The sequence below is a fragment of the Novosphingobium jiangmenense genome (assembly GCF_015694345.1).
Classification (GTDB): Bacteria; Pseudomonadota; Alphaproteobacteria; order Sphingomonadales; family Sphingomonadaceae; genus Novosphingobium; species Novosphingobium jiangmenense.
Genome location: NZ_JADQDC010000014.1, coordinates 41998 through 66823, shown reverse-complemented (window position 1 = coordinate 66823; position 24826 = coordinate 41998). Strand labels below are relative to the sequence as shown.

General features: G+C 64.4%; 21 protein-coding genes. 13 read left to right on the top strand and 8 right to left on the bottom strand.

The window, feature by feature from the left end:
- Window positions 1–14 precede the first annotated feature (14 nt).
- A complete protein-coding gene (locus tag I2488_RS16975; protein ID WP_196276993.1) occupies window positions 15–1595 on the top strand; it encodes an MFS transporter in 1581 nt (526 codons plus the stop codon).
- Between the two features lie 37 nt (window positions 1596–1632).
- On the opposite strand, the gene I2488_RS16970 is transcribed toward I2488_RS16975, so the two are convergent.
- Window positions 1633–2106 carry a DUF3237 family protein gene (locus I2488_RS16970; RefSeq protein WP_196276992.1) on the bottom strand — a complete coding sequence of 158 codons (474 nt, stop codon included), beginning with the start codon at window positions 2104–2106 and terminating at the stop codon, window positions 1633–1635.
- Entirely contained in the window at window positions 2103–3587 is a 1485-nt protein-coding gene (gene nov1 / locus I2488_RS16965) for a lignostilbene-alpha,beta-dioxygenase NOV1 (RefSeq protein WP_196276991.1), read from the bottom strand. Before nov1 ends, I2488_RS16970 begins: the two co-directional genes overlap by 4 nt.
- Before the next feature lie 68 nt (window positions 3588–3655).
- On the opposite strand from nov1, the gene I2488_RS16960 reads away from it, so the two are divergent.
- From I2488_RS16960 to I2488_RS16945, 4 genes are all read left to right on the top strand, one after another.
- Entirely contained in the window at window positions 3656–4129 is a 474-nt protein-coding gene (locus I2488_RS16960; protein ID WP_196276990.1) for a Saro_0803 family transcriptional regulator, read from the top strand.
- A 45-nt stretch (window positions 4130–4174) separates the two neighbouring features.
- Window positions 4175–5500, top strand: coding sequence for an MFS transporter (locus I2488_RS16955; RefSeq protein ID WP_196276989.1), 1326 nt, complete (start codon window positions 4175–4177; stop codon window positions 5498–5500).
- 139 nt (window positions 5501–5639) lie between these two features.
- Window positions 5640–6788: a dipeptidase gene (locus I2488_RS16950; RefSeq protein ID WP_246465733.1), complete on the top strand. Its 1149-nt coding sequence runs from the start codon at window positions 5640–5642 to the stop codon at window positions 6786–6788.
- Between the two features lie 82 nt (window positions 6789–6870).
- On the top strand, window positions 6871–7248 hold the full coding sequence (locus I2488_RS16945) for a VOC family protein (protein WP_196276987.1): 378 nt from the start codon (window positions 6871–6873) through the stop codon (window positions 7246–7248).
- A 35-nt stretch (window positions 7249–7283) separates the two neighbouring features.
- Here I2488_RS16945 and I2488_RS16940 read toward each other — a convergent pair whose 3' ends face one another.
- A complete protein-coding gene (locus tag I2488_RS16940) occupies window positions 7284–8693 on the bottom strand; it encodes a helix-turn-helix domain-containing protein (RefSeq protein WP_196276986.1) in 1410 nt (469 codons plus the stop codon).
- A gap of 191 nt (window positions 8694–8884) precedes the next feature.
- Here I2488_RS16940 and I2488_RS16935 point away from each other — a divergent pair, with 191 nt between their 5' ends.
- The 5 genes from I2488_RS16935 (at window position 8885) to I2488_RS16915 (ending at window position 15668) form a co-directional block, all read left to right on the top strand.
- Window positions 8885–10411 (top strand): acyl-CoA carboxylase subunit beta, encoded by a 1527-nt coding sequence (locus tag I2488_RS16935; RefSeq protein ID WP_196276985.1) that lies wholly within the window; start codon window positions 8885–8887, stop codon window positions 10409–10411.
- 29 nt (window positions 10412–10440) lie between these two features.
- The gene (locus I2488_RS16930) at window positions 10441–11619 is read left to right on the top strand and encodes an acetyl-CoA C-acyltransferase family protein (protein ID WP_196276984.1); all 1179 of its coding nucleotides are present in this window, start codon (window positions 10441–10443) and stop codon (window positions 11617–11619) included.
- Window positions 11620–11621: 2 nt separating this feature from the next.
- Window positions 11622–12059 (top strand): methylmalonyl-CoA epimerase, encoded by a 438-nt coding sequence (gene mce / locus I2488_RS16925; RefSeq protein WP_196276983.1) that lies wholly within the window; start codon window positions 11622–11624, stop codon window positions 12057–12059.
- Window positions 12060–12210: 151 nt separating this feature from the next.
- On the top strand, window positions 12211–14352 hold the full coding sequence (gene scpA / locus I2488_RS16920) for a methylmalonyl-CoA mutase (protein ID WP_196276982.1): 2142 nt from the start codon (window positions 12211–12213) through the stop codon (window positions 14350–14352).
- A 32-nt stretch (window positions 14353–14384) separates the two neighbouring features.
- Window positions 14385–15668, top strand: a complete 1284-nt coding sequence (locus I2488_RS16915) for an O-acetylhomoserine aminocarboxypropyltransferase (protein WP_196276981.1) — start codon at window positions 14385–14387, stop codon at window positions 15666–15668.
- Window positions 15669–15718: 50 nt separating this feature from the next.
- Here the strand turns inward: I2488_RS16915 and I2488_RS16910 are convergent, their stop codons facing one another.
- Window positions 15719–16054, bottom strand: coding sequence for a GIY-YIG nuclease family protein (locus I2488_RS16910; RefSeq protein WP_196276980.1), 336 nt, complete (start codon window positions 16052–16054; stop codon window positions 15719–15721).
- Between the two features lie 203 nt (window positions 16055–16257).
- Here I2488_RS16910 and I2488_RS16905 point away from each other — a divergent pair, with 203 nt between their 5' ends.
- Entirely contained in the window at window positions 16258–16479 is a 222-nt protein-coding gene (locus I2488_RS16905; RefSeq protein WP_196276979.1) for a hypothetical protein, read from the top strand.
- Window positions 16479–18500 (top strand): ATP-binding protein, encoded by a 2022-nt coding sequence (locus I2488_RS16900; protein ID WP_196276978.1) that lies wholly within the window; start codon window positions 16479–16481, stop codon window positions 18498–18500. The genes I2488_RS16905 and I2488_RS16900 overlap by 1 nt, the downstream gene beginning before the upstream one ends.
- Before the next feature lie 67 nt (window positions 18501–18567).
- On the opposite strand, the gene I2488_RS16895 is transcribed toward I2488_RS16900, so the two are convergent.
- Window positions 18568–19968 (bottom strand): FAD-binding oxidoreductase, encoded by a 1401-nt coding sequence (locus I2488_RS16895; protein ID WP_196276977.1) that lies wholly within the window; start codon window positions 19966–19968, stop codon window positions 18568–18570.
- 153 nt (window positions 19969–20121) lie between these two features.
- Here I2488_RS16895 and I2488_RS16890 point away from each other — a divergent pair, with 153 nt between their 5' ends.
- Window positions 20122–20511, top strand: coding sequence for a c-type cytochrome (locus I2488_RS16890; RefSeq protein ID WP_196276976.1), 390 nt, complete (start codon window positions 20122–20124; stop codon window positions 20509–20511).
- Here I2488_RS16890 and I2488_RS16885 read toward each other — a convergent pair.
- The 3 genes from I2488_RS16885 to I2488_RS16875 all read right to left on the bottom strand — a co-directional run bounded on the left by I2488_RS16885 (window position 20508) and on the right by I2488_RS16875 (window position 24644).
- Window positions 20508–22445, bottom strand: coding sequence for an alkyl/aryl-sulfatase (locus tag I2488_RS16885; RefSeq protein ID WP_214652431.1), 1938 nt, complete (start codon window positions 22443–22445; stop codon window positions 20508–20510). The genes I2488_RS16890 and I2488_RS16885 overlap by 4 nt on opposite strands.
- 82 nt (window positions 22446–22527) lie before the next feature.
- Complete coding sequence (locus I2488_RS16880; RefSeq protein WP_196276975.1) at window positions 22528–22794, bottom strand: hypothetical protein; 267 nt, start codon at window positions 22792–22794, stop codon at window positions 22528–22530.
- A 92-nt stretch (window positions 22795–22886) separates the two neighbouring features.
- Complete coding sequence (locus I2488_RS16875) at window positions 22887–24644, bottom strand: fatty acyl-AMP ligase (RefSeq protein WP_196276974.1); 1758 nt, start codon at window positions 24642–24644, stop codon at window positions 22887–22889.
- Window positions 24645–24826 lie beyond the last annotated feature (182 nt).

The following is a 24826-nucleotide window of genomic DNA, read 5'->3' as shown; positions in this document are numbered from 1 at the left end:
CGGAGGGAGAGCCAATGACCACAGAACCGCGCCGCACCTTGGCCCCGGGCGCCTGGTACGCGCTGATCCTCGTCGCGCTGACCAATGCGATGAGCCTGCTCGACCGCCAGATCCTCGCGATCCTCGCCCCGGCGATCAAGAAGGATCTGGCCATCGGCGATGCCGAGATGGGCCTGCTCTACGGCACCGTCTTCGCGCTGTTCTACGCGCTGTTCTCGCTTCCGGTCGGCCGCCTCGCCGATGGCTGGGTGCGCACGCGCCTGCTGGCGATAAGCCTGCTGTTCTGGTCCGCCGCCACCGGCCTTGCCGGTCTTGCCTCGAGCTTCGCCATGCTCGCCCTGTCGCGCCTCGGCGTCGGCATCGGCGAGGCGGCAACGCAGCCCGCCGGAACCTCGCTGGTCTATGACTTCTGGCCCAAGCACCGGCGTGGTTTCGTCATGTCGGCCCTCGCCTCGGCCATCGCGCTCGGCCTCGGCGGCTCGCTGATCCTCGGTGGCGTCGCCGCGCACTGGTGGGACGCCAACCACGCCGCAGGGGGCCTCAAGGGCTGGCAATTCGCCTTCCTCGTCGCCGCCGCGCCGGGCTTCGTCCTCGCCGCTTTCCTGTGGACGCTGAAGGAACCCGTGCGCGGCCAGATGGACGGCATCGAGACGGCTCCCGAAGCCCGCCCCTTCGCCAGAAGTCTTGCCCTGCTCGGCTCGGTCACGCCCGGGTTCCACTGGATCGGCATGAAGGGCAGGGGCGCCAGCCCCGCCATGGTGCGCGGCAACCTGCTGGCGCTCGTCCTGATCGGCGCCGCCGCCTTCGGCCTCACCCTGCTCAGCAACGCCATCAGCCCCAAGCCGCCGATGCTGCTCGGCAGCGTCACGCTCAACCCCCACGCCCTGCAATGGAGCGTGATCGGTCTCGGCGTGTTCGTCATCGTCAACCTGATGCAGGGCATGAAGCTGGGCGACGCGCAGGCCTTCCGGGTCATCTCGCGCTCACCCACGGTGATGATGTGCATTGCCGTCGGCACGCTGCAGTCGGTGCTGAACTACGGGATGATGGCCTTCAACCCCAGCTTCCTGATCCGGACCTACGGCCTGACCATGCAGGAAACCGCGCTGCAGTTCGGCCTGCTCTCGGCTGGCATGGGCATCCTCGGCCCGCTGGCATGGGGCCCGCTGTCCGACTGGCTGAACCAGCGCTTTCCCGGCGCCGGCCGGGCCTGGGTTGCGCTCTTCGCCATGATCGTCTCGCCGATCCTGTCGTTCTGGGTCTATTTCGCCGCCGATCCCGGCAGCTTCTACGCCCGCTTCCTGATCTACAGCTTCATCCTCACTGGCTGGATGCCGCCGCTCTACGCGATCATGTACGATCAGGTCCTGCCGCGAATGCGAGGCCTCACCTCGAGCCTCTACCTGCTGGTCATGACCATCCTCGGCATGGGCATCGGTCCCTACGTCGTCGGCCTCCTGTCGGATGCCACCGGCAGCTTGCGCATCGCCATGCTCTCGATCAACGCGGTCGCGATCCCGATCGCCGTGCTGATGCTCCTCATCGCCCGCCGCGCGCAGCGAGATGAGGCCGGGTTGCTGGAGAGGGCGGGCTAGCGCACTCCCCCTCCTCTTCAGATGAGGGGGCCAAAGGTCAGGTCACCCGCCACACCCAAAGCTTGATCCCCAGCGGGTAGCGCGCTCCCGAGCACACGAAGATTGACCGGTTCATCCAGTCATACTTGCCCTTGGGCGCGATGAACTCCGGCACCGTGCGGAAATAATACTCCGCCGGATCAACCTCCTGCCCCGAGGCCAGTCGCTGCATGACTTCGGGCGGGCCATGACGCAGCCCGCGATTGCGGATCTGGATCACCACACCGTCATCGGTCTCCAGCGCATAGATCGCGTCGGCAACCGTGACGCCGTCAGGCCGCGTCACCTGCCAGTCCGCCGCATTGCCGATCAGCTTACCCCGGATCAACGGCCCCTCGACCCGCCCGCCGCCGACAATCGGAATGATCCGCCGCGTCCCGTCAAAGGTCTCGCCGATAGCCACTGGCGGCTCAAGCTCGCCGGTGGCTTCATAGACAAACTCGAGGCCTGGCTGGATTCTGGGCTGGATCACGCCACCAACTCCTTCTCGACCAGCCCGATTTCGTCCGCATTCGCCCAGTTGCCATGCAGGCCAAAGCGCAGGCGGATGGGGATGTGCACCGTTGCCACCGGGCCCTTCTCGATCTCCAGCGCATCGAAGATCAGCAGGTCGCTGCGCTGGTCTTCCAGCCGGTTGCACACTTGCACGATCCAGCCGTCACCCTCGGGCGCATCCTTGGAACGCGGTACGAAGCAGGGCTCCTGCAGGCTCGAAACCGGGCCGCACCACCAGTGCTGTTCACGCCCGGTCTCGAAGTCCTTGTGGAACAGGCAGTTCATCAGCAACCCGCCCGCGCTGCCGCCGCGCAGTTCGACCGGGCGCTTCATGTCCATCTCGAGGAACCAGCCATGGCGGGTCTTTCGCCCGGCAAAGCGGTCATCGATGCGCGGGAATTCGGCCGCCGTTTCCGAAAGCTTCACGATCTCGGCAAACTCGTCGCCGTTGCTCGCCATGTCCACCACCCAGTCGGTCGGGTAGCTCATCGCTTCCATGCCGTTGAACGGTGCGCCGTGCACGTCAGGGAAGAACGGGAACATGTTGTTCTTCGCCTCGCAGGTCACGAAGTGGACCTTCGTGCCGTCCTGCCATGCGTTGAGCACGTGGCTGGCAAAGCAGTTGTCGCGGGTGAACCAGCGGATGTCCTCCTGGCGAACGTCGTCGCGGCGCGGGATGATGCCAAGGTGCACCGGCTTGGTCGTGTCGAAGCCGAAGTGCGGCATGCCCTTTTCCAGCCGCTCCCAGCTGCCGATCGAGGGCACGATATGCAGCACCAGATAATCCTCGGTGATGCCGAAATCGTGCATCATGCAGTAGTAGGGCACCTTGAACCACACTTCGCGGATCAGTTCGCCTTCGGGGCTGATCTCCATGTAGGTCACGTCATCGGTGCACAGCCCGCTCGCGGCATAGCCGATGGCGACCATGTTGCCGGTCTTCGGGTCCACCTTGGGATGGGCGGTGAAGGTCTGGCCGGTCATCTTGCCGCCGAACTTCTCGAACCCGAAGGTCTCCATCGTCGCCGGGTCCATGACCAGGGCAGGGGAGTCCTCCTTCATCGCCCAGAGCTTGCCGCCGAAGATGAAGGCGTTGGTATTGGCGGTGGAACGGATTTCGCCCTTCACTGCCTCGTCATCGGTCAGCGGATTGCGATAGGCGCCGAACAGGGCCTTTCCGGCCTCGTTCTCCAGCTTCCACTTGTCGGTTTTTGCCCAGCGCTGGCGGAAGTCCACCTGGCCGTCATGGATGTGGAAGCGGGTGATCATGCCGTCGCCATTGAACGCGATGTCGTCGGCAAGGCGCGGAGGAAACTGCGGGTCGGGCTGGACGCGATAGAATGCGCCGTTTAATCCTTCAGGAATCGTGCCCTCGTGCGCAAGGTCGGCAATGTCCGCCTCGATCCGTGATGGCGTGTTGAATCCCGTGAAGCTGGGGGTGTTCGGAAATTGTGCCATGGCATCCTCCTCGCGATATTGTATGTATTGCTAACAATTAGACAAGCGCATTCGTTGGGGGCAGGGCATTGATCAAGGACAAATTCGCCGACGCCATCGCACCGGTCGGCCACACCGACGATGACGACGTCGGCGCGATCAACGAGATTCTCGGCTTCCACATCCGGCTCGCCCACGGCGCGTGCCTCAGGCACTTCACCGAGACTTTCACCGATCTCGACCTGACGCAGAAGCAGGTCTCCGTGCTCTGGCTGGTCGATGATCACCCCGGCATCGCGCAGACCGATCTGGCTCAGCGCCTGCGGATGGACCGTGCCACCACCATGGCGATCATCAACCGCCTGCAGGCCAAGCACTTCCTGCGGCGGGACCGCTCACCCAAGGACGGGCGCAAGCAGGCGCTGTTCCTCGAACCCGATGGCATCGAGATGCTCGCCCGCGCCAAGCAGGCCATCGGTGAGCACGAGGCCTGGGTGAAAAGCCGCTTCTCCGACAAGGAAGTGCGTCAGCTCATCGAACTGCTTTCCAGAATCCACGAATAAGTTATAACAGATAGCAATAAGCGTTTTTGAGAGGAATCGGGCCGCATGTCACAAACCCCGCGCGAGGTGATCGAGCAGACGCCCATGGGCGTCCGCCAATGGATCGTGGTGGTCCTGATGGTGCTGTTGAATGCGCTCGATGGGTTTGACGTGTTGTCGAGCGCCTTTGCCGCGCCGGGGATTACTGCCGATTGGGGTATTGCCCGTCCGGCGCTGGGCGTGGTGCTTTCGGCCGAACTGCTCGGCATGGGCTTCGGTTCGGTGCTGCTGGGTGGGGCGGCTGACCGGTACGGCCGCAAATCCACCATGCTGGTCTGCCTCGTGCTGATGGCGATCGGCATGTATCTGGCAAGCGTTGCCACGGCGGTTCAGCCGATGGTTGCCTACCGCTTCCTTACCGGGATTGGCATCGGCGGGATGCTCACCACCACCAACGCGGTGGTTGCCGAAAGCACCAACAGCCGTTGGCGCTCAGTCGCCATCGCGGTCTATGTGGCCGGCTATCCGCTGGGCGCGATCATCGGTGGCATTGCGGCATCGGAATGGCTGCTCCCCAACTACAGCTGGCACGCGGTGTTTCTGTTCGGCGCGGCGGTGACCGCAGTGTTGATCCCGGTCATTCTGGTGCTGGTCCCTGAAACGGCGGCCTATCTGGTGACGAAGCGCAATCTGGCGGGCGTGAACCGCACGCTCGCCGCTTTCGGCAAGCCTGCCGTCAGCGATCTGCCGGTGATCGTGGCGGGCACCGCCAAGCCCCGCGTTACCGATATCCTGTCCAACCCCAGACTGCGCCCGGTCACCCTGCTGCTGGCGTTCGGCTACACGTTCCACTGCATCACCTTCTATTACATCCTGAAATTCGGCGTGCAGATCGTGTCCGATTATCCGCCGGGCTATCCTCCCGCACAGGCCGCCACGGTGCTGACATATGCCAACGTCGGCGGGTTCCTCGGCAGCGCGCTGTTCGGCTTCGTGATGGCGCGGCTGGGAGTCAGGTGGCCGACCGCGCTGATGCTGCTGATCGGCGCGATCATGGTGGCCTGGTTCGGCACCGGGCGTGATACGCTGTCCGCATGGCAAGTGGCGACGATGATCGCCGGTTTCTTCACCAATGCGGCGATCAGCGGCTACTATGCCGCCTTCGCGCGCGGCTTCCCGGCTTATGCGCGGGCCACCGGCACAGGTTTCGCGCTGGGCGTGGGGCGGCTGGGCGCTGCGGGAAGTCCGTTGCTGGCGGGCACCCTCTTCGGCTGGCTGGGGGATGACAATCTGTTGACGGTCTCGATCATCATGGCGCTGGGTTCGATTGTCAGCCTCGTGCTGTTTCTGATGCTGCCCGAGCGCGATGGCGACGACGTGGTGGCCGAGTAGGATCGCTTCATCATAAGCCGTGATCGGGAGGGGGGAAATGCGCGTGACCACAAGCCTCGTTTCGCCCCTCGTTTGCCTGGCCCTGTTATGGGGGAGTTGCGGGGGAGTTGCCGCAGAGTCCCCGCAGAGTTCGCGAGAGTTGGAAAGCTCCGCTCCGCTGGTCTGGGACGGCCATAACGACGTCCCCGAACAGCTGCGCGAACGTCGCAAGGACGTGCTGGAAGGCTTTGATTTCAATGACTCCCGTGCGTCGGGCATGATGACCGACCTGCCGCGGCTGCGCGCCGGAAACGTCGGCGCACAGTTCTGGTCGGTCTATGTCTCGGCCGATCTGCCCGAACCGCAGGCGGTGCAGGCCACGCTCGAACAGATCGACGTGATGAAGCGCCTGATCGCCCGCCACCCGGCCGAAATGCAGTTCTGCACCGACACCGCCTGCGTCGAAAAAGCGTGGAAATCAAGGAAGATAGCCTCGCTCATCGGCATGGAGGGCGGCCACTCCATCGGCGGTTCGCTCGGCGTCCTGCGCCAGATGTACAGCTTGGGCGCGCGCTACATGACGCTGACGCATTTCAAGAACAACGCCTGGGCCGACAGCGCTACCGACGCCCCCGCGCATGACGGTCTGACGCCGTTTGGCATCAAAGTTGTCAAGGAAATGCAACGGCTTGGGATGCTCGTTGACCTCGCCCACGTCAGCGAGCCAACGATGCGCGACGTCCTCGCCCTGGGCGGTCCGCCGCCGATCGTAAGCCACTCCAACGCCCGCGCCATCAACCACCACGCGCGCAACGTTTCGGACGACACGCTGAAAGCCATCGGCGCGGCAGGCGGCATTGTCATGGTCAACTTCTACCCGCCCTATGTCGTTGAAGCGGCACGACAATGGAGCGCTGCGCGCGACGCCGAAGTGGCTCGCGCCAAGGCGCTCAACCGGGGAGATCCCGATGCCGAAAAAGCCGCGGTGGCGGCATGGGACAAGGCCAAACCGATGCCGCGCGGCAGCATCAAGGATGTCGCCGATCATATTGATCACATTGCGAAACTGATCGGCGCCGACCACGTCGGCCTCGGCGGTGACCTCGATGGTGTGGAAGCCACGGTGCAGGGCATGGAGGACGTCTCGACCTACCCCGTGCTTTTCGCCGAGTTGAAGCAGCGCGGATGGACGCAGGCGAACCTTGCAAAACTGAGCAGCGGCAACATGTTGCGCGTGATGAAGGCCGCCGAGGTCTATGCCGCCGCCCACCGCACCGACGTGCCGCTCGAAAGTCCGACAACGTTCTGACGTTTCATTTTCGCTCTCGACGCAAGGGCGGGATCACGGCAAGATAGTTTGGTTCCATAACAATCTGGACGGAGAGACCGCCTTGTTTACCCACACTTTCCTCGGCACCAACGACATTGAAAAGTCGCGCAAATTCTACAGCGCAGTGATGCAGACGCTCGGCCACAATGCGGTGGAATTGCCGCACGGCACGCTGTTCCCTTCGGCAAACGGCTCGCTGATCGTCGCCAAGCCTGCCAACGGCGAATCCCACACCGTCTCGAACGGCCACACCCTCGGCTTCAAGGCTGCGGACTCCTCGGTCGTCGATGCCTGGCATGCGGCGGGCCTGGCCAATGGCGGCACCTGCGAAGGCCAGCCGGGCGTGCGCGAAAACTCGCCGGGCAAGCAGTATGGCGCCTATCTGCGCGATCCCGATGGCAACAAGATCTGCGCCTTCGCGCCCAATCCGAACGCCTGACCGCGAGCCGTCCCGGCACCGCGCCGGGGCGGCCCTCACATGTCGGTGATTCCGTAAGGCACTAGATCGCGCGCGTGCGGATCGACCACGATCGCGCGATCGCTTGGCGGGAAGGCGCGCTGGTCGCACTTGTCGCGCGGGCAGATGCGGCAGGAGATGCCGATGCGGGTCACCGCCTCGGGTCGGGCGAGGTTGATGCCGTCGGCATAGATGAACTCGTCGGCGAGCGCCGCTTCGCAGCCCAGCGCCACGGCATAGCGGCGCGGTGTGCGGTAGTAGCTGCCCGAAGGCTTCACCAGCCCCTTGGCAATCGAGACATAGCGCACGCCATCGGGCATTTCGGCGGCCTGGACGTGGATGCGGTCGGGGATCGCGACGGCCTCGTGCACCACCCATAGCGGGCAGGCGCCACCGAAGCGCGCGAACTGCAGGCGGGTGGCGGAGTGGCGCTTGGTGATGTTGCCGGCCATGTCGACGCGGCAGAAAAACATCGGAATCCCGCGCGCCTGGGGGCGCTGCAGCGTGGACAGGCGGTGGCAGACCTGTTCGAAACTGGCGCCGAAGGTCAGGCGCAACTGGTCTATATCGTGGCGCAGCGCGCGGGCACGCGTGCGGAACCATTCGTAGGGCATGATCAGCGCGCCTGCCGCGTAGTTGCCGAGACCCACGGTCAGCAACTGCCGCGCCGCATCGGACTGCAGCGTGGCGGTGCTGACGATGGCGGTGATCTCCTCGCGTAGAGCCTCGGCGGCCAGCTGGTAGGCGATCTGGAAGCGCGCAGATTCAATGGGCTGGTTGGGATCGATCGTCAGCCGCCGCGCCTCGGGATCGAAACGGCGCATGGCCCCGCCGCTGACCTGCTCCACCGCGATGCCCCGGCTTTCCAGCCAGATTGCCATCTGCGAAGACGTCGGTGTCATGCCGGTGCCGGACAGGCGCACGGCGAGCCGTTCGGCGGCGCGGTCGATGGTGTCGACGTAGTTGTTGGCGTGGTGGAACCAGTCGCGCACCTCCTCCCAGGGCAGTCGGCCGCCGGAAATGCTGTCCGAACCAAGCGCTTCGTCGATGGCCTCGAGCCGCTGGACCGAGCGTCGGTGCTGGTCCCACAACTGCGCGAAGGCCTGGGCGAAGGCGGGATATTGCTCGGCCACGCGCTCGACCTGATCGCCTGGCAGCATCTGGCCGAGCATGGGATCGGCGGTGGCATCGCGCAGGGCCGCCAGCACGGGTTCGACGCGATCAGCGGCAAAGTCCTGCCACTCGACCGGAAACGACTGCTGCAAGCGGTCAGTCAAGGCCGGGGTCAGCGGGCGCTCGTCGTTCTCGATCTGCGAGAGATACGAGGCGCTGATGCCGAGCAGCGAAGCCATCTCGCCCTGGCGCAGCTTTCGCGTGATGCGCAAGGCCTTGAGCTGTTCGCCCGCAAACAGGCGGCGTCGCGCCATTTATCCGTCTCCCGCCTCTGGCCGGTTTTGCAAAGTGATCCTTCGCAAGTTTGCAGAATAACATTGGACTTGGCAAGCGGCGTGGCGCAGTTGGAACCCCGGTCCGCGCGGTCGGCCCGCGCCTGTCGCAGGCGCAAGGGGCGTGACCACCGGAAAACTTGGGTCATCGCCGTTCAAGAGAGGGTGCAGGAATGTCCGCCAATATCGCCGAAATGGAAAAGCGCCGGGAAGCTGCGCGGCTGGGTGGCGGACAGAAGCGCATCGACGCGCAGCACGCCAAGGGCAAGCTGACCGCACGCGAACGCCTTGAAGTGCTGCTCGACGAAGGCAGCTTCGAGGAAGTCGACATGTACGTCGAGCACAACTGCGTCGACTTCGGCATGCCCGATACGGTGGTTCCGGGCGATGGCGTGGTGACGGGTTCGGGCACCATCAACGGCCGTCTGGTCTATGTGTTCAGCCAGGACTTCACCGTGTTCGGCGGATCGCTGTCCGAGCGTCACGCGCAGAAGATCTGCAAGATCATGGACATGGCGCTGAAGGTCGGCGCGCCGGTGATCGGCCTTAACGATTCGGGCGGCGCGCGCATCCAGGAAGGCGTGGCATCGCTTGGCGGCTATGCCGAAGTGTTCCAGCGCAACGTGCTGGCATCGGGCGTGGTGCCGCAGCTCTCGCTGATCATGGGACCTTGCGCGGGCGGCGCGGTCTATTCGCCGGCGATGACCGACTTCATCTTCATGGTGAAGGACAGCTCGTACATGTTCGTCACCGGCCCGGACGTGGTGAAGACCGTGACCAACGAGATCGTCACGCAGGAGGAACTGGGCGGCGCGGTGACGCACACCACCAAGACCTCGGTCGCCGACCTTGCGCTCGAGAACGATATCGAGACCCTGCTGGCGGCGCGCGATTTCTTCGACTACCTGCCGCTGTCGAACCGTCAGGATGTGCCCGAGCGCCCGACCTCGGACCCCTATGACCGCCTCGAGCCGAGCCTCGACACCATCGTCCCGGCATCGGCGACGCAGCCCTATGACATGCACGAAGTCATCCGCAAGACGGTGGACGAGGGCGAGTTCTTCGAGATCCAGCCCAAGCATGCTGCCAACATCATCGTCGGCTTCGGGCGCGTCGAAGGGCGTACCGTCGGGATCGTCGCCAACCAGCCGATGGTGCTGGCAGGCGTGCTCGACATCAACTCGTCGAAGAAGGCCGCCCGCTTCGTGCGCTTCTGCGATGCGTTCAACATCCCCATCGTGACCTTCGTCGACGTTCCGGGCTTTCTCCCCGGCACCGCGCAGGAGCACAACGGCATCATCAAGCACGGCGCCAAGCTGCTCTTCGCCTATGCCGAGGCGACCGTGCCCAAGATCACCGTGATCACCCGCAAGGCCTATGGCGGCGCCTATGACGTGATGGCCTCCAAGCACCTGCGCGGCGACCTCAACTACGCCTGGCCGACCGCCGAAATCGCGGTGATGGGTGCCAAGGGCGCGGTCGAGATCATCTTCCGTGGCCTCTCTGCCGAAGAGCAGGCGGTGAAGACCAAGGAATACGAGGACCGCTTCGCCAACCCGTTCGTGGCGGCAAGCAAGGGCTTCGTCGACGAGGTGATCCACCCGCATTCGACGCGCCGCCGCGTGGCGCTGGGCCTGCGGAAGCTCAAGAACAAGAGCCTCGAGAACCCGTGGAAGAAGCACGACAACATTCCGCTCTGATTTGCCCCAAGACTTTGGAAAGACTGACCATGACCGACATCTACATCGTCTCGGGCGCGCGTACCGCCATCGGTTCCTTCGGCGGCGGGCTCGCCTCGCTGCGTCCGGCCGAAACCGGTGCGATCGTCATCAAGGAAGCCATCGCCCGTGCCGGGATCACGGCGGACAAGGTGCAGAACGTGGTGATCGGCACCGTCGTGCCGACGCAGCCCAAGGACGCCTATGTCAGCCGCGTTGCTGCGGTGAACGCTGGCGTGCCGATCGAGGCTCCCGCAATGAACGTGAACCGTCTGTGTGGCTCGGGTCTGCAGGCCATTGTCTCGGCGGCGCAGGGCATTGCCCTTGGCGAGCAGGACATCGCCATCGGTGGCGGCGCTGAAAGCATGTCCAACGCGCCGCACATGGTGCTGACTGCGCGCAATGGCCAGAAGATGGGCGATCAGGTGCTGATGGACGCCATGCTGGGCGCGCTGCATGATCCGTTCGAAAACATCCACATGGGTGTCACGGCCGAGAACGTGGCCGAGCGTCTGAACGTCAGCCGTGAAGATCAGGACGCGCTGGCGGCAGAGAGCCAGAAGCGCGCAGCCGCCGCTATCGCTGCGGGCTATTTCAAGGAACAGATCGTCCCGGTCGAGATCAAGACCCGCAAGGGCGTCGTGGTCTTCGACACCGACGAGCACGTGCGCGGCGAGACCACCGTGGAATCGCTCGCTGGCCTCAAGCCGGTGTTCAAGAAGGACGGCACGGTTACCGCAGGCAATGCTTCGGGCATCAACGATGGTGCGGCAGCGGTCGTGCTCGCCAGCGGCAAGGCCGTCGAGGAGCATGGGCTGAAGCCGATGGCGAAGATCCTCGGCTGGGGTCACGCGGGTGTCGAACCGAACGTGATGGGCCTCGGCCCGGTCAAGGCCGTGCCGGTGGCGCTCAAGCGCGCGGGGCTGACGCTCGACCAGATCGACGTGATCGAGAGCAACGAGGCGTTCGCGGCGCAGGCTTGCGGCGTCGCCAAGGAACTGGGCTTCGATCCGGCCAAGACCAACGTCAACGGCTCGGGCATCTCGCTCGGCCATCCGATCGGTGCGACCGGCGCGATCCTGACGATCAAGACGATGTACGAACTGCACCGCACCGGCGGACGCTATGGCCTGATCACCATGTGCATCGGTGGCGGTCAGGGCATCGCCATGGTCATCGAGAAGGTCTGAACATGAAGCTCGGTCGATTGAACCACGTCGGCGTTGCGACGCCCGACATCGACGCTTCCATCGCGTTCTATCGCGACGTGATGGGCGCAAACGACATTACCGAGCCGTTCGTGCTGGAAAGCCAGCAGGTGCGCGTCTGCTTCGTCAACACGCCGGGCGAGAACGGCACTGCGGGCACGCAGATCGAGTTGATCCAGCCGACCAGCCCGGACAGCGCCGTGGGCAAGTGGCTCGCCGCCAACCCCTTGGGCGGCCAGCACCACCTTTGCTACGAGGTGCCCGACATTCACGAGGCCAAGGCCTGGTTTGAATCCCAGGGCAAGCGAGTCCTGGGTGAGCCGCGCATCGGTGCGCACGGCACGCTGATCTTCTTCGTGCATCCCAAGGACATGGGCGGGCAGCTTACCGAGATCATGGAGACGCCCAAGGGCGGGCATTGAATCATTAGCCCTCTCCCCGGCGGGGAGAGGGTTGGGTGAGGGGGTGCAGCGTCCGCGAGGACACAAGCCCCTCTCCAACTTCGGCTAGGCAGCAAGCTGCCAAGCCTTCGTATCCTCTCCCCGATCGGGGAGAGGGCATGGGGAACGGGATATGAGCGAGAAGACACTGGCCGACTGGCAGGCCGCCGCCGCCAAGGAAGTCAAAGGAAAGGACCTTACGTGGCAGACGCCGGAAGGCATTGCCGTCAAGCCGCTCTACACCGCCGAGGACGTGACTGCCGATCCCGGCCTTCCCGGTTTCGCGCCCTTCACGCGCGGCGTGCGCGCCTCGATGTATGCGGGCCGCCCCTGGACGATCCGTCAGTACGCCGGTTTCTCGACCGCCGAGGAATCGAACGCCTTCTATCGTCGCAACCTTGCCGCCGGGCAGAAGGGCCTCTCGGTCGCCTTCGACCTTGCGACGCACCGTGGCTATGACTCCGACCATCCGCGCGTGGTGGGCGATGTCGGCAAGGCGGGCGTGGCTATCGACAGCGTCGAGGACATGAAGATCCTGTTCGACGGCATTCCGCTCGACCAGATGTCGGTCTCGATGACCATGAACGGCGCGGTGATCCCGATCCTCGCGTTCTTCATCGTGGCGGGCGAGGAGCAGGGCGTCGATCGCAAGCTGCTCGACGGGACCATCCAGAACGACATCCTCAAGGAGTTCATGGTCCGCAACACCTATATCTACCCGCCCGAGCCCTCGATGCGGATCATCTCGGACATCTTCGGCTACACCAGCCGCGAGATGCCGAAGTTCAACTCGATCTCGATTTCCGGCTACCACATGCAGGAAGCCGGTGCGACGCAGGTGCAGGAACTGGCCTTCACCATTGCCGACGGCATGGAATACGTGAAGTACGGCGTGGCCTCGGGCCTCGACATCGACAAGTTCGCCGGGCGCCTCTCGTTCTTCTTCGCCATCGGCATGAACTTCTTCATGGAAGTCGCCAAGCTGCGCGCCGCACGCGTGCTGTGGCACCGCGTGATGACCAAGCTCGGCGCACAGGACGAACGTTCGAAGATGCTGCGCACGCACTGCCAGACTTCGGGTGTGTCGCTGCAGGAGCAGGACCCCTACAACAACGTCATCCGCACCACGATCGAGGCAATGGCGGCGATGCTGGGTGGCACGCAGTCGCTCCACACCAACGCGCTCGACGAAGCCATAGCGCTGCCGACCGACTTTTCCGCACGTATCGCGCGCAACACGCAGATCGTGATCCAGGAAGAGACCGGCATGTGCAACGTGGTCGATCCGCTCGGCGGGTCGTACTACATCGAGGCGCTGACGCAGGAACTGGTCGACAAGGCGTGGGAGATCATCGAGCGCGTCGAGGCCGATGGCGGCATGGCCAAGGCGGTTGCGGCTGGCTGGCCCAAGGCGATGATCGAGGAAGCCGCCGCCGGTCGTCAGGCCCGCGTCGACCGGGGCGAGGACGTGATCGTCGGCGTCAACAAGTACCGCCTTGCCAACGAAGACCAGATCGAGACGCTTGAAGTCGACAACCACGCGGTGCGCGAGGCGCAGATCGCCCGCCTCAAGCGTGTGCGTGAGACCCGCGACGAGACCAAGTGCCGCGCGGCTCTGAACGCGCTGACCGAAGGCGCCAAGACTGGCGGCAACCTGCTCGAACTCGCGGTGGAAGCCGCGCGCCACCGCGCGACGCTGGGCGAGATTTCGGACGCGATGGAAGTCGTGTTCGGCCGCCACGGCACCTTCCCGACCCCGGTGAAGGGCGTCTACGGTTCGGCCTATGCCGGGGACTCGCGCTACCAGCAGGTGCTCGACGGCGTCGAAGCCGTGACGCGCCGGCTGGGCCGCAAGCCGCGCATGCTCGTCGCCAAGATGGGCCAGGACGGGCACGATCGCGGCGCCAACGTGATCGCCTCCGCCTTTGGCGACATGGGCTTCGAGGTGACGTCCGGCCCGCTGTTCCAGACGCCCGAGGAAGCCGCGGCGCTGGCGCTTGAGAAGGACGTCGACGCGGTCGGCGCATCGTCGCTTGCCGCCGGGCACAAGACGCTGATCCCCGAACTGATCGGGCATCTCAAGGCTGCTGGCCGCGCGGACATCAAGGTCGTGGCCGGCGGCGTGATCCCGCCGCAGGACTACGATTACCTGCGCGAGGCGGGGGTGCAGGGCATCTATGGTCCCGGCTCGAACGTGGTCGAATGCGCCGCCGACATGCTGCGCCTGCTTGGCCACAACATGCCGCCGCTGGGTAGCGAGATCGACGCCGCCTGATAGTATCCGCGCCGTACAACGGGAGAGATGCGATGACACAGAAGCTTGAGACGCTGTCGGTCCACGCGGGTTGCGAGCCCGATCCGACCACCAAGGCGCGGATCACGCCGATCTACCAGACGGCCAGCTACGTGTTCGACAGTGCCGAGCATGCCGCGAACCTGTTCGCGCTCGCCGAGTTCGGCAACATCTACACGCGCATCATGAACCCGACCAACGCCGCGCTCGAAGCGAAGATCGCGGCGCTGGAAGGGGGCGTTGGCGCGCTGGGCGTGGCGTCGGGCCATGCCGCGCAGTTCATCGTGTTCCACACCCTGATGGAGCCGGGCTGCGAGATCGTCGCGGCCAAGAAGCTCTATGGCGGCACGCTCAACCAGTTCGCGCACAGCTTTGCCAAGTTCGGCTGGAAGGCCGTGTTCGTCGATGCCGATGATCCCGCTGCCGTTGCCGCCGCGATCACCGACAAGACGCGCGGCGTGTTCATCGAAAGCCTCGCCAACCCCGGTGGCGTGGTGCAGGACATCGCGGCGATTGCCGAGGTTGCCCATGCCGCTGGCGTGCCGCTGATCGTCGACAACACGATGGCCAGCCCCGCGCTTTGCCGCCCGATCGAACATGGCGCGGACATCGTCGTCCATTCCTGCACCAAGTTCCTCAACGGCCACGGCAATTCCATCGGTGGCCTGATCGTGGATTCGGGCAAGTTCGACTGGGCGGCGAGCGACAAGTTCCCTTCGCTTACCCAGCCCAACTCCAGCTATCACGGCGCGGTGCTGACCGAGGCGCTGAAGCCGGTCGGCCCGATTGCCTTCATCATCGGCTGCCGCGTGCTCGGCCTGCGCGACCTTGGGCCTGCCATGGCGCCGATGAACGCATTCCTGACGCTGACCGGCATGGAAACGCTGGCGCTGCGCATGGAGCGGCACTGCAGCAATGCGCTGCACCTGGCGCAGTGGTTGCAGAACCATCCCAAGGTGGCGTGGGTGTCCTACGCCGGCCTGCCCGAGGACCCCTACCACCAGCTGGCGAAGCAGTATCTCGGCGGCAAGGGCGGCGCGGTGTTCACCTTCGGCGTGAAGGGCGGCTACGAGGCTGGCGTGAAGCTGGTCCAGTCGGTCAAGCTGTTCAGCCACCTCGCCAACATCGGCGACACCCGCTCGCTGATCATCCACCCGGCCTCGACCACGCACAGCCAGCTTGGCGAAGAGGAACTGCAGGCCGCTGGCGCAGGCGCGGACACGGTGCGCGTGTCGGTCGGCATCGAACACATCGACGACATCGTGGCCGATCTGGCGCAGGCGCTGGAGCTGTTGTGATCCTGGCAGCCGCTCCTCGCCCAAAGGATGATCGTCACCCTGAACTTGGTTCAGGGTCCATCCTTCGGCGTGCGCGGAGCTATCGGGCCAAGGCCCAGCCCCGGGGCAAGGTCGTGCCAGTCAGGGTTTGTGCCCTCGATCAGGTTGATCTTCCACTGTCGGTGCCAGCGCTTGAGTTGCTTTTCGCGAGTGATGGCGGGGATCATCTCGTCGAACTGCTCGAAGTAAACGAGGTGGTGGACGGCGTATTGGCTGGTGAAGCCGGGAATCACGCTTTCGCGGTGCTGCCACAGCCTGCCGATGAGGTTGGAAGTGACGCCGATGTAGAGCGTGCCGCGCGGCTGGCTGGCGAGGATGTAGACACAAGGTTGCCGCTTATCGCGCATGGCTCCGTGTTTGCGGAAGGGTGGACCCTGAAACAAGTTCAGGGTGACGGAGATGGGGCCGTTGCGGAAGCATTTCTCACGAACCCAGAACCTCGTCATGCTGAACTTGTTTCAGCATCCATGTGTGGTCGGGCGATGTCCGTGCGGGCGGAGAGATGGACGCTGAAACAAGTTCAGCGTGACGCCATTTGCGAGGGGGAGCGATGAGCCTGCCCGCAAGGATTTTGTTTGTCGGGCTCGCCAGCATCGTCTGGTGGGGAGTGGCCCTTCTGATTCTCATCGACGTGCTTGTTGGCCCCTGTGGGATGGGGCCCGAAGCTACCTGCGCATCTGAATCCGCAATTCCTATCGTTGTGCCGATTGTCGCCGCCGTTGTCGGCTACATCGCGCTTTTGTTCCTGATTATTCGTCGCTGGAGCCGCTAGTGTTCAAGAAAATCCTCATCGCCAACCGTGGTGAAATTGCCTGCCGTGTGATCAAGACGGCGCGTCGGATGGGTATCCAGACGGTGGCGGTCTATTCCGATGCCGATGCGCGGGCGCCGTTCGTGCAGATGGCCGATGAAGCCGTGCATATCGGGCCGGCGCCGGCAGCGCAGTCGTACCTGATTGCCGACAAGATCATCGCGGCGTGCAAGCAGACGGGTGCCGAAGCGGTGCATCCGGGTTACGGCTTCCTGTCCGAGCGTACGTCGTTTGCCGAGGCGCTGGCGGCAGAGGGGATTGAGTTCATCGGCCCACCTGTCGGCGCGATTGCCGCGATGGGCGACAAGATCGAATCCAAGAAGCTGGCCAAGCAGGCAGGCGTCAATGTCGTCCCCGGCTTCGTCGGCGAGATCGAGGATACCGAACATGCCGTGCGCATCTCTGACGAGATCGGCTATCCGGTGATGATGAAGGCCTCGGCCGGCGGTGGCGGCAAGGGTATGCGCCTTGCCTACAACGAAAAGGACGTGCGCGAGGGCTTCGAAGCGGTGAAGCGCGAGGGCCTGAACTCGTTCGGCGATGACCGCGTGTTCATCGAGAAGTTCATTCTCAACCCGCGCCACATCGAGATCCAGATCCTCGGCGACAAGCACGGCAACATTCTCTACCTGAACGAACGTGAATGCTCGATCCAGCGCCGCCACCAGAAGGTGGTCGAAGAAGCGCCTTCGCCGTTCGTCACCCCGAAGATGCGCAAGGCGATGGGCGAACAGTGCGTCGCGCTGGCCCGCGCGGTGGGCTACTATTCGGCAGGCACGGTGGAACTGATCGTCTCGGGCGCGGACCCGAGCGGCGAGAGCTTCTACTTCCTCGAGATGAACACCCGCCTGCAGGTGGAGCACCCGGTGACCGAGTGCATCACCGGCGTCGACCTGGTCGAGCAGATGATCCGCGTTGCCTATGGCGAGAAGCTGGCGATGACGCAGGACGACGTGAAAATCGACGGCTGGGCCATCGAGAACCGCGTCTATGCCGAAGACCCCTATCGCGGCTTCTTGCCCTCCACCGGTCGCCTGATCCGCTACAACCCGCCGGTCGATGGCTGGACTGATGACGGTGCCGAGAACGGGCGTCGCGGCATCGATGGCGTGCGCGTCGACGACGGCGTCTATGAAGGCGGCGAAGTTTCGATGTTCTATGACCCGATGATCGCCAAGCTGATCACCTGGGGCAAGACTCGCGACGAGGCGGCGGACAAGCAGATCGAGGCGCTCGATGCGTTCGAGATCGAGGGGCTTGGCCACAACATCGACTTCGTCAACGCGATCATGCAGCACCCGCGCTTCCGCTCGGGCGAACTGACCACTGGCTTCATCGCCGAGGAATACCCCGACGGCTTCACCGGCGCGGCGACCTCGGACGAGCTGAAGCAGACGCTGGCGGCACTGGCGGCATTCCTCGCCACGGCCCGGTCCGACCGTGCGCGGCAGGTCGACAACCAGCTTGGCCATGAGCTCGATCCGCCGTCGGAATGGGCGGTCAAGATCGGCGGTTCGACCTATTCGGTGGAGCTTACCGAGGACGAGATCAGCGTTGACGGCAAGGCCATCGACATCGCGCTGGAATACACACCGGGCGACCGGATGGTTCACTGCGAGGTTGATGACAAGCCGCTGTCGGTAAAGGTCGAAACCACGCGCGCCGGCTTCAAGCTGACGACGCGGGGCGCGATCCATGACGTGCAGGTGCTTCCGGCGCGCATTGCGCACCTGACCAAGCACATGATCGAAAAGATTCCGCCCGATCTTTCGAAGTTCCTGATCTGCCCTATGCCGGGTCTGCTCGTTTCGCTCAACGTGGGTGAGGGCGATACGGTGGAGGCGGGCCAGCCGCTTGCCGTGGTGGAAGCGATGAAGATGGAAAACATCCTGCGCGCCGAAAAGGCGGGCAAGGTGAAGTCGGTCAACGCCAAGGCAGGCGACAGCCTCGCGGTGGACGCGATCATCCTCGAGATGGAGTGAGGCTTGGCGCGGTTGCGCCTTGTCTTCACCACCCCCAACCCCCTCCTCTGAAGAGGAGGGGGCTTTTTTACACCCTGAAGATTTTCCCCGGATTGAACAGGTTGTCCGGGTCCAGCGCCTGCTTGAGTGTGCGCATCACGTCCACCGCGTCTTCGCCAAGTTCATCGATCAGGCACTGCTGCTTGCCGATGCCAACGCCGTGTTCTCCGGTGCAGGTGCCATCCATGGCGAGCGCGCGGGCGACCATGCGGTGGTTGATTGCTTCCACTTCGGCCATCTCGTACGGGGCGTTGGGGTCGATCGAGAAGATCAGGTGGAAGTTGCCATCGCCGACGTGGCCGACAATCGTGGCAGGCACTGAGCACTCGTCCAGCTCGGCGCGGGTGGCGAGGATGCATTCGGCAAGGCGGCTCATCGGCACGCAGACGTCTGTTGTGAAACCGATGGCGTTCGGCCTCAGGTTGACCGCAGCATAATAGGCCTCATGCCGCGCGCGCCACAGGCGGTTGCGGTCTTCGGCCAGGGTGGCCCACCGGAATTCGCCGCCGCCATTTGCCGCCGCGAGCGCCTTTACCGTCTCGACCTGTTCGGCAACGCTGGAGGGCGTACCGTGGAATTCGAAGAACAGCGTGGGCACTTCGGCAAGGCCAAGCTTGCTGCGCAAGTTGACCGCGCGGACCTGCATGGCATCGAGCAGTTCGATCCGCGCCATCGGCACGCCGCAGTGGAAGGCCTGCACCACGGTCTCGACTGCGCCTGCCAGCGTTTCGAACGCGCACGTGGCCGCCATGATTGCCTCGGGGACGGGGTGCAGGCGCAGCGTTATCCCGGTGATGACGCCAAGCGTGCCTTCGGAGCCGATGTAGAGGCGCGTAAGATCGTATCCCGCTGCGGACTTTTTTGCGCGCTTGCCGGTGCGGATGACCTTGCCCTGCGGCGTCACCACCTCCAGCCCCAGAACCGCCTCGCGCATCGTGCCGTAGCGCACGGCATTGGTGCCTGACGCGCGGGTCGAAGCCATGCCGCCAATCGTCGCATTCGCGCCGGGATCGATCGGGAAAAACAATCCGCTGTCGCGCAAGTGGGCGTTCAAGGCCTCGCGCCTGATACCGGGCTGGACGGTGCAGTCGAAATCAGCGTGGTTGACGGATAGCACCGCGTCCATTCGGGACAGGTCGAGGCTGATGCCGCCTTCAAGCGGGAGCGTGTGCCCCTCCAGTGAGGTTCCTGCGCCATAGGGGACGATGGCTGTCTTCGCCTCGCGGCACAGGTTCACGCAATCGACCACGTCCTGCGTCGAGGATGCGAAGATGACGGCGTCCGGCAGGACGGTGGGGTATTGCGATTCGCTGGCGCCGTGCTGTTGGCGGATAGCGTCGCCCGTCTGGCAGGCGGTGCCGAAGCGGGTGGCGAGGCATTCCATGAAGCCTGCGGGCAGAGGACGGGCATTGAGGGCAAGGGATTCCATCCGCCGACCCTAGCCCATCGCCACCTTTTTTGAAGCATTGCGCAAATGATATGGCCATTGCGTGTTCAGGCAGGATAAAGCGCCGGTGCGAAATTCTCTCCGTGCGTTCGGGCGTGGGGCTCTGGCGGCATTTGAACAGGACAGGGTGAACTGATGAAGAAGATTACGGGTGCGTTGATCGTGGCAGGTCTGGCGGCTTCGGCAGTGGCGGGTGGAACTGCCTTCGCCCAGGCCAAGGGAGATCCGGTCGCCGGGAAGAAGGTTTTCATGCGTTGCATCGCCTGCCACGCTGTCCAGCCGGGCGCGGGTGCCAAGATGGGGCCGAACCTTGCCGGCGTCGTCGGCCGCAAGTCGGGCTCGGCAGCGGGCTTCAAGTATTCGGCTGCCATGCAGAAGGCCAAGCTGACCTGGAACGAAGCGACGCTCGACAAGTGGCTGACCAAGCCTTCGGCCGTGGTTCCGGGCACCTCGATGGCGTTCCCCGGCCTGCCGAACCCGGCAGACCGTGCGAACGTGATCGCTTACCTCAAGAAGCCCAACTAAGGCGTCACGATATTGAAGGCGGGATCCGGCTTGTCGAGCCAGCTGACAAGGCGGGCGAAGGCAGCCGGGTCCCCCTCGATTTTCGCCTCGCCCGAGGCGACTTTGGCTGAGAGCGGTTGGCCTGCGAACAAGGCCGACAGCAGGTCGGTATAGCGCACCGTCAGTGTAGCCTGCCGCCCGTCGCGCAGTCCCTTGCGGTGCACGAGCACGCCGTTGGCGATCGTTACAGTCCAGTCCTGAGCCTTGTCGGGGAAGACAAACCCTAGCGAGGCTGACCCGTCTCCAGCCTTGGCGGGATCGAGCCGCACGGCAAGCACTTCGAACAGATCTGAGGGCGGCAACTGGCTGATCAGGCCTGCGCCGCCCGTGGGGTCGGTCGCGGCGACGCCCTTTTCCAGCTCTCCTGCTCCAGTCAGGTACATGTTGCGCCAAAGGGCGTTCTCGCTCTGGTAGGCGAGCTGGCGGTAGGTTCGCGCCAGCAGCCCCTTGGCGGCGGTATCGGTCGTGTCGGCAAAGATCGCCTTGTCGAGCAGTTCCGCAGCCCAGGTATAGTCGCCCTTTGCAAAGGCTTCCTCGGCCAGCGCCCGTACCCGCGCCGCGCCGCCGAGTGCTTCGACATAGCGCGCTGCGCCCTGTTCCGGCGGCAGGGGCGCAAGGTGCACCGGGTTGCCATCGTACCAGCCCATGTAGAACTGATAGACCGCGCGAGAATTGAAGCTGTACGAGCCGTAGTAGGGGCGGTCGTACCACTTCGCCGCAAGCGTCGGGGGCAGGGTGAGCTTTGCAGCGATCTCCGGGCCGGTCAGGCCTTTGTTCATCAGTCGCACCGTCTGGTCATGCAGGTAGGCATAGGCGTCGCGGTGCTTGGCGAGGTAGTCGGTGATCTCGCCAGCGCCGAAGCGGGGCCAGCCGTGGCTGGTGATCAGCACTTCTGAGCCCGCGAAGAAGTCCATCGCCTCGGTCAGGCCCTGTGCCCATGCCTTGGCATCGCGGATTACCGCGCCGCGCGGGGTGAGGATATTGTGCTGGCTTACGTTGGCGTTCTCGGCGAGGTCCGCGACCTTCCAGTCGGGGAAGCCGAAGTTCATCTCGGCGGGTGCTTCGGTCCCCGGGGTGATCTGGAAGCGTACGCGTACGCCATCGAGCACGAGTTCGGTGCCGGTTTCGCCGATCTCGCGCGTCGGCGGGATCAGGCTGCGGCCGCCTGCTGCCACGCCCATGCCGATCCCGGATCCCATCGAGCCTTCAGGGCCCTTGGGCAGGGTGAGGCCGAACTGGTACCCTGCCCGACGCCCCATGGCGGGGCCGGCGATCACGTTTTCACTGACGGCAGCGCGGGTGAAGCCAGCCGGTGCGAGGATCGGCGCGTCCTTGACCATCACCGAGGTGAGGGCGCCTGCACCGCCGAAATGGTCCACGTGGCTGTGGGTGTAGATCATCGCGGTAACCGGAAGCTTCGCCACCTTTTCCGAGATCAGCGCATAAGCAGCGGCGGCTGTTTCGGTAGCGGTCAGCGGATCAATGACGATCCAGCCTTTGTCCCCGCGCACGAAGGTGATGTTGGAGACGTCAAATCCGCGCACTTGCCAGATGCGGTCGGTGACCTTGAACAGGCCGGCCTTCCCGAGGACTTGCGCATGGCGCCAAAGGCTGGGGTTGACCGTCGCCGGGGCAGGCCCGGTTGCAAAGGCAAAGGCGGCCGTGTCCCACACCGGCTTGCCCGCCGCATCGCGGATAACCGGGTCCTTGAGAGTGGCAACGAACCCGCGTGTGGCGAAATCGAAGTCCTGCCGGTCGGCCATCGGCAGGTCGGCAAGGGCAGCGGCGTTCGCTTCGCGGGTGGCTGCGGTAGGCGCATCGGCCATGGCTGGAGTGGCAACAAGCAGCAAGGATGCGCCAGTGGCAAGCGCCTGGCGGAAGGTGGTGAAACGCATGTCCTCTCCCGGCTCCGTTCTGTGTGGAGTTCCGGAAGCGAGAGTGACCTTAATCGTGCGATTAGGGAAGCGGCAAAATCCCTCAGCCGAACAGCCGCTGCCAGAATGTGCGCTTGCGCGGCGGCAGTTCCTGACCGGTCGCCCGCATCAGGTAGTTGGCAAGGAGCATCGCCTGGTTTCGCGTCATCAGCAGGTGATGCGTATCGACCGCTTCCGGAGTGGGGCGCGATTTGCTGGTTGATTGCACCGTCAAATGGATGTTGCGGGCAAACGCACGATGTTTCCAGCCGATCACCACGCCGGAAAGCTCGTGCGGTGCTTCTTCGCCCGGCAGGTTTGCCCTTGCCATGCGCTCTCTCCCAATTCCCCGGTGGCCTAGGAATCGGAATATTAAGAATTCGTCAACCTATTTGACGGGCCGCGCGTGCCGTTCCGGAACGGCTACGCCGCCAGCTGGTAGGGTGCGATCTCTCCGGCGAGGTAGAGCTTCTTGGCCTTGGCGCGGCTGAGCTTGCCCGAGCTCGTGCGCGGCAGGGTGCGCGGCGGGACCAGTTCGACGACGCAATTCATGCCGGTGATAGAGCGGACCTTGTCGCGGATCTGGTCGCGCAGCTTCACGCGTTCGACCGGGTCGGAGACGCGGCAATGGACCAGCACGGCAGGGGCTTCCTCGCCGTTCTCGGTTTCTACCGAGAAGGCGGCGATATCGCCCTGGTGGAAGCCGGGGAGCTGTTCCACGGCCCATTCGATGTCCTGCGGCCAGTGGTTCTTGCCGTTGATGATAATCATGTCCTTGGCGCGGCCGACGATGAACAGGTAACCGTTCTCGTCGACGTAACCCATGTCGCCGGTGTCGAGCCAGCCGTCGACCATGCAGGCGTCGGTCGCTTCCGCATCACGGAAATAGGAGTGCATGACCGACGAACCACGGCACCAGACCTTGCCGATGTGGTGGTGAGCCAGAACGTTGCCGTTCTCTCCACGGATTGCCACTTCCATGCCGAGCACAGGTACGCCGCAGTTTACCATCGCACGGTAGCGGGCGGGGCGGGACAGGTCGCGCGGAGTTCCGGACAGGCGTTCTTCCTCGACCAGTTCGACGCGGATGCCTTCGCCCGGAGGCATGATGGTGACGGCGAGCGTCGCTTCGGCAAGGCCGTAGCTGGGTAGGAAGGCTTCGGCCTTGAAGCCGGCTTCGGCGAAGGCGTTGACGAAGTTCTGCATCACGTCGGGGCGGATCATGTCGGCGCCGTTGCCGGCGACGCGCCAGCGCGACAGGTCGAACCGGTCCGAGACGTGGGTCTGGCTCGAAATGCGGCGCGCGCAGATGTCGTAGCCGAAAGTGGGCGAGTAGGAGAGCGTCGTGCCCTTGTTGCGGCTGATCAGATCAAGCCAGGCGAGCGGGCGGCGGGCAAAGTCCTCGGTCTTAAGGTAGTCGACCGAGACGCCGTTGGCGATCGGCGAGAGGAAGCAGCCGACCAGACCCATATCGTGATACCACGGCAGCCATGAAATCGCGCGGTCAGGATCGGCGATCTTCATGCCGTGCGAATGGCCGGCGAGATTGGCCAGCAACGCGCGGTGCGTGACCGCCACGCCATGCGGGAAGCGCGTCGAGCCGCTGGAATACTGCAGGTAGCTGATCGCCTCGGGATCGGGCTTGGGCAGCGGCGCGTCAGACACTTCGCCCGCGTGGAATTCATCCCACGAAAGGCCCGAGCAGCGCTGACGCGCGGCGGCAGCGCCTGCCATCTCGGCGATTTCGCCCGGATAGACCAGCATCTTCGGGTCCGAGCTGGAAAGCTGGACGGCGAGCTGGTCGATATAGCTTTCCTTGCCGCCGAAGCTGGTCGGTAGAGGCAGCGGGACAGGCCATGCGCCGGCGTACATGGCGCCGCAGAAGATAGCTGCGAAATCTGGGCCTGTTTCGGCCACCAGAGCAACGCGATCGCCGGGCATGACGCCCATTGCCATCAGGCGGCGAGCGGCGACCAGCGCGTCTTCACGCAGTTCGGAATAGGGATAGACCCGCGAGAGCGTGCCGCGGGGATCATGGAAATTGAAGCCGAGAGCGCCCTTGGCGGCATAGTCCAGCGCATCGCAGAAGGTGTCGAAGTCCGCATACCGACGTGGCTGCACGTCGAGATTGGGTGTGGGAACGAGAGCCGCCTTGTCAGCGACAGCGTCCGAAACAGTCATGCGATACCCCGATGTTCTCTTCATTCGTCCTGCGGGCCAATGTCAGCCCACTCGTGAACGGCCCATTACTGGTCCGTGACGCGAAAACAACGCCACCACGGTACGGACGTTCTCATTTAGCGGGGACTGTGGCACGAATGTGGCGCATGGACCGCAATTCCCCTGATGATCGTGGCAAGCGC

What these genes read in the sequence shown, in the direction of transcription:
- I2488_RS16975 (WP_196276993.1), top strand. Translation starts at nt 15, where the DNA reads ATGACCACAGAACCGCGCCGCACCTTGGCCCCGGGCGCCTGGTACGCG.
- nov1 (WP_196276991.1), bottom strand. Translation starts at nt 3,587, where the DNA reads ATGGCACAATTTCCGAACACCCCCAGCTTCACGGGATTCAACACGCCA.
- I2488_RS16955 (WP_196276989.1), top strand. Translation starts at nt 4,175, where the DNA reads ATGTCACAAACCCCGCGCGAGGTGATCGAGCAGACGCCCATGGGCGTC.
- I2488_RS16940 (WP_196276986.1), bottom strand. Translation starts at nt 8,693, where the DNA reads ATGGCGCGACGCCGCCTGTTTGCGGGCGAACAGCTCAAGGCCTTGCGC.
- I2488_RS16935 (WP_196276985.1), top strand. Translation starts at nt 8,885, where the DNA reads ATGTCCGCCAATATCGCCGAAATGGAAAAGCGCCGGGAAGCTGCGCGG.
- I2488_RS16930 (WP_196276984.1), top strand. Translation starts at nt 10,441, where the DNA reads ATGACCGACATCTACATCGTCTCGGGCGCGCGTACCGCCATCGGTTCC.
- mce (WP_196276983.1), top strand. Translation starts at nt 11,622, where the DNA reads ATGAAGCTCGGTCGATTGAACCACGTCGGCGTTGCGACGCCCGACATC.
- scpA (WP_196276982.1), top strand. Translation starts at nt 12,211, where the DNA reads ATGAGCGAGAAGACACTGGCCGACTGGCAGGCCGCCGCCGCCAAGGAA.
- I2488_RS16915 (WP_196276981.1), top strand. Translation starts at nt 14,385, where the DNA reads ATGACACAGAAGCTTGAGACGCTGTCGGTCCACGCGGGTTGCGAGCCC.
- I2488_RS16910 (WP_196276980.1), bottom strand. Translation starts at nt 16,054, where the DNA reads ATGCGCGATAAGCGGCAACCTTGTGTCTACATCCTCGCCAGCCAGCCG.
- I2488_RS16905 (WP_196276979.1), top strand. Translation starts at nt 16,258, where the DNA reads ATGAGCCTGCCCGCAAGGATTTTGTTTGTCGGGCTCGCCAGCATCGTC.
- I2488_RS16895 (WP_196276977.1), bottom strand. Translation starts at nt 19,968, where the DNA reads ATGGAATCCCTTGCCCTCAATGCCCGTCCTCTGCCCGCAGGCTTCATG.
- I2488_RS16890 (WP_196276976.1), top strand. Translation starts at nt 20,122, where the DNA reads ATGAAGAAGATTACGGGTGCGTTGATCGTGGCAGGTCTGGCGGCTTCG.
- I2488_RS16885 (WP_214652431.1), bottom strand. Translation starts at nt 22,445, where the DNA reads ATGCGTTTCACCACCTTCCGCCAGGCGCTTGCCACTGGCGCATCCTTG.
- I2488_RS16880 (WP_196276975.1), bottom strand. Translation starts at nt 22,794, where the DNA reads ATGGCAAGGGCAAACCTGCCGGGCGAAGAAGCACCGCACGAGCTTTCC.
- I2488_RS16875 (WP_196276974.1), bottom strand. Translation starts at nt 24,644, where the DNA reads ATGACTGTTTCGGACGCTGTCGCTGACAAGGCGGCTCTCGTTCCCACA.